Here is a 7680-nt window from a genome sequence, read left to right on the forward strand (position 1 = left end):
GGGTTATGTCAAATTTTCTAAATTTTGGGATTTTTTGAATTTTTTTTTAAATCTCCATAAAATCACTACATTTATATACTATTTGAATTAAATATTTTATTAGTAAAAATTTAACTAATTTTTTGTTTTCTTAAATTTTACTAACTACTTTTAATAACTTATGGAGGTTTTAAATTGACCGATGTTGACATAAAAATTGAAAACATTGTTGCTTCTGCAAGCATTGGTAAAGACATCGTTCTTACTGAAGTGTCTCAAGCTTTAGAAGGGGTTAATTTTAATCGTGAACAGTTTCCGGGATTAGTTTTTAAACTTAAAGATCCTAAAACAGCAGCATTAATTTTTAGCTCTGGTAAGCTTGTTTGTACTGGAGCGAAATCTATAGATGATTCCAAATTGGCAATCAAAAAGACTGTAGATTTAATGAGGACTGTCGATACAGACATTCCTGAAGAATTTGAAATTAAAATTCAAAACATTGTGGCTTCTGCAAACTTAGAATCCACATTAAACTTAGAGGCTGTAGCTTTAGAACTCGAAGATACTGAATATGAACCAGAACAATTCCCTGGTTTAGTATACAGATTATCTGACCCTAAAGTGGTCTTATTATTATTTGGTTCTGGTAAAGTTGTATGTACTGGAGCTAAAACCCGAAGCGACGCTAAATTAGGTGTCGAAAGAGCTTACGACAGATTAAGTGAGCTAGATTTAATATAATTAGGTGGTATTATTGATTAAACTTGTAGTATTTGACTTAGATAACGTTATTATTGATGGAGAAGCGATAGATGAGATTGGGAAATTAGCAAATGTTGAAGATGACATAGCTGAAATTACTGAAAAAGCTATGCAAGGTGAAATTGACTTTGAAACTTCTATTAAAGACAGAGTTCAACTTCTTGAAGGAACTTCTATTGAAGACATTGAGAAATTAGCTGACGATCTTCCATTGATGGAAGGTGCTGAAGAAACTATCGCAACCTTAAAAGAAAATGATGTTGATGTAGCTATCATTAGTGGTAGTTTTGATGTAGTGGCTGATAAAGTATCTGAAAAACTCGGTGTTGAAAACGTTTACACTAACAGTTTCACAGTCGAAGATGGTAAATTAACTGGTGAAGTGACTGGTCCTTTAGTATCTGGTTCCAAATTAGATGTCTTAAAAGACCACGTTGAAAAAGCAGGAATTACTTGTCAAGAAGTAGTTGCTGTTGGGGATGGCGCTAACGACATTTCCATGATTGAATCAGCAGGCTGCGGAATTGCATTCAATGCAAAAGATTCCGTAAAAGAAATTGCTGATGTTGTAGTAGATGAAAAAGACTTGACCAAAGTCTTAGATGAAATCCTTAATCAATTAACCACTGAAGAAGAAACTGAAGCTGTTGACGACGAAGAAACTGAAGAAGTAGTTGAAGAAGAAGCTGCTGAAGCTGCTGAAGAAGAAGTTGCAAGTGAAGAAACCGAAACTTCTGAAGAAGATGGCGAAGACAAACCTGAAGATAAAAAAGAACTTCCTAAATCCGAATTTGTTCTTGCTGACACCATGGAAGGTGTAAGAAAACAAAAAGATGAAAAAGAAGCTGAAATCTCCAAAGTTGCTGATGAAAGAGAAGAATTCAACAAAATAGCTAAAGAACAACGTAAAATCCGTGATGAATTAAACGCATCATTAAAAGAAAACTTAAATAAAGCTATTGAGTTCAGGAACCAACGTAATGAAATCAACAAAGAAGTTGAAGCTGCTAAAAAAGCACGTAATGAAGCAAACAACAAAATCAAAACTCTTGAATGGTCTTCAGGTAAACGCGATAAAATCAAAATAGAAAATGAAATCAAAAAGATTGATAAAATCATTGAAACTCGCGTTTTAGACATCAAAAAAGAAAATCAACTTGTTAAAAATGCAAACGATCTCAGAAAACAATTAATGGAAATTCATGAAGATGAATCCGTTAAAACTGAAGCTCAAGAACTTAAAAAAGTATCTGAAGAAGAACATGAAAAAGTTATTGCACTTTCCGAACAAGCTCAAGAAGCTCACGAAGAAATGCTTACTTACTTCAGAAAAACTGATGATATCAGAACTGCAGCTGACGAAGCTCACAAAAAATTCATCGAAGCACGTAAAAACGCTTCCGCTAAACATGAAGAATTTAAAGCTATCTTAAGCGACATCCATGTTATCAACAAAAAATTAGGTTCCAACAGACCTAAGAAAAGGAAATCCGATAACAAAGGCGGTTCTGGCGGTAACAAAAACCGTGAAGAAAAAGAAAGAGCTGAAGAAATCTTTGCTAAATTCAAACAAGGTGGAAAAGTTTCCACTGAAGAGATTTTACTCTTGCAAAAATACAATATAGGTTAAGCAATTAACCTCTATTTTTTTATTTTTTTTAAGGTTATAATTATGGCTGAAGAAAAAATCGAAACTTGTTTTATTTGTGGAAAAGAATTTGATATGGCCAATTCAGATTTAGCGTATTACAGAAATGGACAATTCCCAATCTGTGATTATTGTGCTGATTTTTATGGTTTTTATCAGGAAGATTTGGATTCCAAAAAAGAATAATTTTATTTTACTTATTTTATATTCTATTTTTCAGCAAAATAATATTTAATTTCAACCAACGGCATTATCCTGCATAACTCATATCAAATTAATGAGATAATTATATTTAAACTAATCGTGCAGTTTTAAAATTCCTTTTTTACTGACTATTCTATCAATGCCTGAGTTTTTAATCATTCTGAAGCATATTGGACAAGGTTCAGCATCTTCTATGTCTACCCAGTCACCGTCAGCATACATTTCCCCGGCCAGATAGATGGTTGAACCAAGCATTTCATTCCTGCTTGCGCTGATCATCGCATTCTGTTCGGCATGAACTGAAAAACAGTCGTTGTAATTTCCGGAATTTGATGGAAGGTTCATTCTTTGACAATTTCCCCTGTCACAGCAGTTATCCTCGCCTCTTGGATTTCCGTTGTATCCTGTACTTACTATCTCGTCGTTGTTGACGATTACGGCACCATATCTTCTTTTAAGGCAAGTGCTTCTTTTTGATACTGCAAGGGCTATTGCAAGATAATACTCGTTTTTGCTCATACGGTTTGCATTGTTTTCATTTGACATATCATATCTCCTTTAATAATATAAATTATCTGCAGATTGGATTAAATAATTTATGCATTGTCAAAATTAATTTTGCAATTTTTGTTATTGTAAAAAATTTTTGGTAAATAGTAATATTTTTATATTAAAAATTTCTTTAAAATATTTTGTAAAAAAATTTTAAGAGAGGGTAGTAGTATAATGCATGAAGTAATTATTTGCGAAAAGCCAAGTTCTGCTGAAAAAATCGCCAAAGCACTTTCACCAAGTGCTAAAAAGAAGATGTACAACAAGAAAGTTAAATATTGGGAACTTAAAAGAGGTTCCAAAGATATTACAGTTGTATCCGGTGTCGGACACTTGTATTCTCTGGTTCCTGAAAAGCAAAAGTACAAGGTTTCTTTTGATCTTCACTGGGTTCCTGCCCATGAGGCAAGCAAAAGCAGCGCATTTACCAAAAACTATTTGAATGCCATTAAAAAATTCGGTAAGAACGCCGATTCATACATTCATGCTTGCGATTATGATGTTGAAGGAACACTGATAGGGTACAATGCTTTAAAATATGCATGCGGTGAGGAGTCACTTAACAAGTCTTCAAGAATGAAGTTTTCAACATTGACCAAAAAGGACATCATCGATGCCTATGAAAACAGGATAAACATTGACATGCATCAGGTGGACAACGGTATTGCACGGCATATACTTGACTATTACTTCGGAATGAACATTTCCATAGCCCTTTCTGACTGTGTTAAAAAGACCAAACACAGATTTTTAAAATTATCCGTTGGAAGAGTTCAAACTCCAACTTTATCCATTCTGGTCAATCGTGAAAAGGAAATTCGCGATTTCGTGCCTGAACCTTTCTGGAACATTAAGGCAATCCTTGACTTTGAGGACATTGAAATCAAGCATGTTGACGGTAATATCTTCGACCGTGAACGTGCTGAAGAGATTTTCAACAAGTGCAACGGAAAGGATGCGACAGTTGACAAGATTACATTTTCCAACTCAACCACCAAACCTCCCGTCCCATTTAACTTAAGCGGCCTTCAGGCGGAAGCATATACTGTATTTGGATTCTCACCAAAAAGAACCCAGATTGCGGCTCAAAATTTATACAGTGCAGGATATACTTCATATCCACGTACTTCCTCTCAAAAATTGCCTGAAAGCCTTGGATTCAAGGACATCTTCAAGCAATTGTCTGCAAACAATGAATTCAAAAAGCACATTGACCAGCTTCCGTCCAAACTTGTTCCGCACAACGGTAAAAAAGACGATGCGGCTCACCCTCCGATTCACCCGACCGGAATTCTGCCTACAAACCTGAGCAAGGATGAACAAAAAATATATAATCTGATTGTCTACAGGTTCATTGCAGTATTTTTCGAATCAGCCAAATTCGAGTCCATGAGGACTCTTTTGGATATCGAAGGTGAAAAGTTCAAATTCTCAAGAAGGAGAGTCACCCATAAAGGATGGATGGAACACTACCCTTACAAAAAGATTGACAACGAAAAGTTCCCTGACGTTGAGGAAGGTGACCTTATGAGCGTCAAGGAATTAATAAGTGAAGAGAAGGAAACCAAACCTCCTGCCCGTTACAATCAGGCATCACTTATCAAGGAGCTTGAAAAGAAAAATCTCGGAACCAAGGCGACCCGTGCGGATATCATCGACAAGCTCTATGACAGAAAATACATCAACGGTACACAGATTGAAGTCAATGAACTCGGTGAGAACCTGATTGATACATTGAACACCTACTGTAATGACTTGACCTCCGAAGAGCTTACAAGAGATTTGGAAAACAAGCTTGAAGGAATAAACCAGGACCAGACAACAAAAGAAAGTGTTGTCGGCGAAGGTGAAAAGGATGTTCGTGAAATATTGACAGATATTGACAAGAACATGAAAGGAATAGGTTCCAAGCTTTATGAGGCTTATCAGGCAAGTAATGTTGTCGGAACTTGTCCTACCTGTGGCGGAAAACTGATTAAAAGATATTCTGCAAAAACCAAAAGTTCATTTGTAGGATGTTCCAATTATCCTGACTGCACCACAATATATTCAATTCCAAAGGGAACACATTTCCTTAAAAAGACATGTGAAAAATGCGGTCTTCCAATCATTTCATTCGGAAAGCCTCGCCAAAGGGCGTGTCTTGATGCCAACTGCGGCAAGGAAAAAACCAAACCTCATGATCCTAAGGTGGTGGGCGAATGTCCTGATTGCGGTAAGGATTTGCTCAAGCGTTCAGGAAGATACGGTGAGTTTGTAGGATGCAGCGGTTTTCCTAAATGCAGATTCACATGCTCCCTTGAAGAGCTTGACTCAAAATTGAAATAGTTTTTCCCATCACTTTTTTTTTACTTTTTTTGCAATTTTGTCTGCTTATTTTTTTTAAAATAAAAAGAATTTTCTTCTAATATTGCATGTATGCAAATACTTAATAATGTTAAAAAATATAAATATATCTTAATAAAAATATTATTCATTTTATTAATATTTTTATTTAATATCGATATTAAATAGAGAAATAAATTTTATTATTATGTTTGAAATTTTATAAACAAATTAAACGAGGATTTTGATGAATAAAGAAACAACTAAAACAATAGCTAAATCAATCGTCATTATTTTGATTTTATTAGCTGTTGTCTTTGCATTAAAAGTCCCTGCGGCTGATTTGAGTAATCTTTCTGGAGATCTCAGAGGAGAATATGTTGATTCTTCAGGCCTTCCTTATTTCAGTGAAATGGATTCATATTATAACTTAAGGCTGACAGAAGATTACGCAGATCACGGTTTTGTAGGGGATGAAATGGTTAACGGTAGCGAGTGGGATATGCACAGGTACGCTCCTACTGGAAATAAGATTAATTACGAACTGGGTATTGTATACATTACGAACTTCTTGCACGGATTCTTCGCTGACCATTCACTTAGGGAAGTTGCATTCTGGACCGGAGCAGTCATATCTACTTTTGCTGTCATTCCGGCATTTATATTTGCAAGAAGGCTGACTAACGATTATGGAGCTATTGTAGCAACAGTGCTGATAGTTCTTGCGCCGAACTACTTCGGACACACATTCCCTGGATTTTTCGATACAGATATGTTCTATTACATATTTTCCCTGTTCTTCATATTCTTCTTTGTAGAATGTATACGGGCAAAAAATATTATATTCAAGGTACTGTTCGCAGTATTATCAATTCTGTCAATAGGACTGTTTTCAATTTCATGGACTGGTTATATCTTTTACATAGGTCTTATGGGAATATTCTCAATTGTCTATCTGATTGCCTGTTATATATTTAATGTCGGAGATGACAATCAGGATGAATATTCAAGCAAGATTGCGTGGTTCATACGCCAGAACGCTGTACTGTCAATTGTCATTTTAGGTATTGTAGGATTTGCGGGTCTTGCTCTTTTCAAAGGTTTCGATGGAGTAACCGGTATATTTAGTTCATTAGTCGGTTTACTTTCACTGCAGTCTGCATCTAGGGTAGTTGGTGGTTTCCCTAACGTACTTGTTTCTGTTGCAGAGATGCAATTGCCTAATTTACTTGGACCTGGAATGGCTTCAGCATTTTTAGCTAATACTGAAGGTGTAGTAAATGGTCTTGGTGGTATTACCATTCTGTTTACAGGTTTAACAGTATTATATATTTTAGTACAAAGGGTATTCAAATTAAGGAAAATCAAACTCAAATCTCCTGGCGCAACCACTAAAAAACCTCCTAAAGGTAAAAGGTTATCATCCGCTAAAAAGATTGACGATGAACGCAAATTCAAACTCAATATAGGCAACTTCAGCTTCGGTTCAACCGATGAGCTTTTAGCTTCCAAACAGATTACCGTACTCTACGCATGTCTGTTTGTCGTGTGGGTTATAATCACCGCTCTTGCAGTAAGTAGAGGTTCAAGGTTCATTACCACAATTGTATTGCCTTTCGGCCTTATGACAGGTATATTCGTAGGATTTGCAATCGATTACATTAAAAACAAGTTGAAAAACGACAATGTCATTTTAGGAATAGTATTTGTCACTGCATTTTTAGCAGCAATTCCATTGGCTCAAATCAACTCAATCTACGGAATCATACTGTTTTTAGCAATTGTCATAATCGGACTTGTTTCAGTATACGCTCTCAAATCCAGCGCAAGTACAAAAGTGCCACTCAAAAAATATGTAATCATTATCGCGCTTATTCTTGCCCTGATTTCACCTACCATCTGCGGTGCTTATCAGACATCATCAGGTGTTGTACCTGGTACCAGTGATGGAATGTGGAATGCAATGGAATGGGTAAATCAGAACACAGCTAACGATACTGTAATCACATCCTGGTGGGACTTCGGGTACCTCTTTGAGATTGCTGCCGACAGACAGGTAACATTCGATGGGGGTTCTCAATCAGGTGACCGCGCATTCTGGCTGGGTCAGGCGATGACAACTGATAATCTGGAATTGTCTGCAGGTATTTTCAGAATGCTGGATTCAACAGGTACACTAAGTCGGATCGTAGCCATGTCGTTCTGTGAGC

Annotated in this window: 6 protein-coding genes; 5 read left to right on the forward strand and 1 reads right to left on the reverse strand. The window is 36.0% G+C overall.

Features of this window, described 5'->3' with window-relative positions; all coding sequences use genetic code 11:
* The first annotated feature begins 174 nt into the window (after positions 1–174).
* Genes ACKI2P_RS07265 through ACKI2P_RS07275 form a run of 3 tightly spaced genes read left to right on the forward strand, consistent with a single transcriptional unit; the run spans position 175 to position 2575 of the window.
* A complete protein-coding gene (locus ACKI2P_RS07265; RefSeq protein ID WP_292785350.1) occupies positions 175–720 on the forward strand; it encodes a TATA-box-binding protein in 546 nt (181 codons plus the stop codon).
* A gap of 13 nt (positions 721–733) precedes the next feature.
* Positions 734–2371 (forward strand): phosphoserine phosphatase SerB, encoded by a 1638-nt coding sequence (serB, locus tag ACKI2P_RS07270; RefSeq protein ID WP_407376380.1) that lies wholly within the window; start codon positions 734–736, stop codon positions 2369–2371.
* A gap of 42 nt (positions 2372–2413) precedes the next feature.
* A complete protein-coding gene (locus ACKI2P_RS07275) occupies positions 2414–2575 on the forward strand; it encodes a hypothetical protein (RefSeq protein WP_407376382.1) in 162 nt (53 codons plus the stop codon).
* A 111-nt stretch (positions 2576–2686) separates the two neighbouring features.
* On the opposite strand, the gene ACKI2P_RS07280 is transcribed toward ACKI2P_RS07275, so the two are convergent.
* On the reverse strand, positions 2687–3139 hold the full coding sequence (locus tag ACKI2P_RS07280) for a deoxycytidylate deaminase (protein WP_407376383.1): 453 nt from the start codon (positions 3137–3139) through the stop codon (positions 2687–2689).
* A gap of 180 nt (positions 3140–3319) precedes the next feature.
* On the opposite strand from ACKI2P_RS07280, the gene topA reads away from it, so the two are divergent.
* Both topA and ACKI2P_RS07290 read left to right on the forward strand, forming a co-directional pair.
* Entirely contained in the window at positions 3320–5473 is a 2154-nt protein-coding gene (gene topA, locus ACKI2P_RS07285) for a DNA topoisomerase I (protein ID WP_407376385.1), read from the forward strand.
* 244 nt (positions 5474–5717) lie between these two features.
* The coding region (locus tag ACKI2P_RS07290; RefSeq protein ID WP_407376386.1) for an STT3 domain-containing protein at positions 5718–7680 on the forward strand (1963 nt) is incomplete at its 3' end.

The organism is Methanobrevibacter sp. (genome assembly GCF_045541095.1).
Lineage (GTDB): Archaea > Methanobacteriota > Methanobacteria > Methanobacteriales > Methanobacteriaceae > Methanocatella.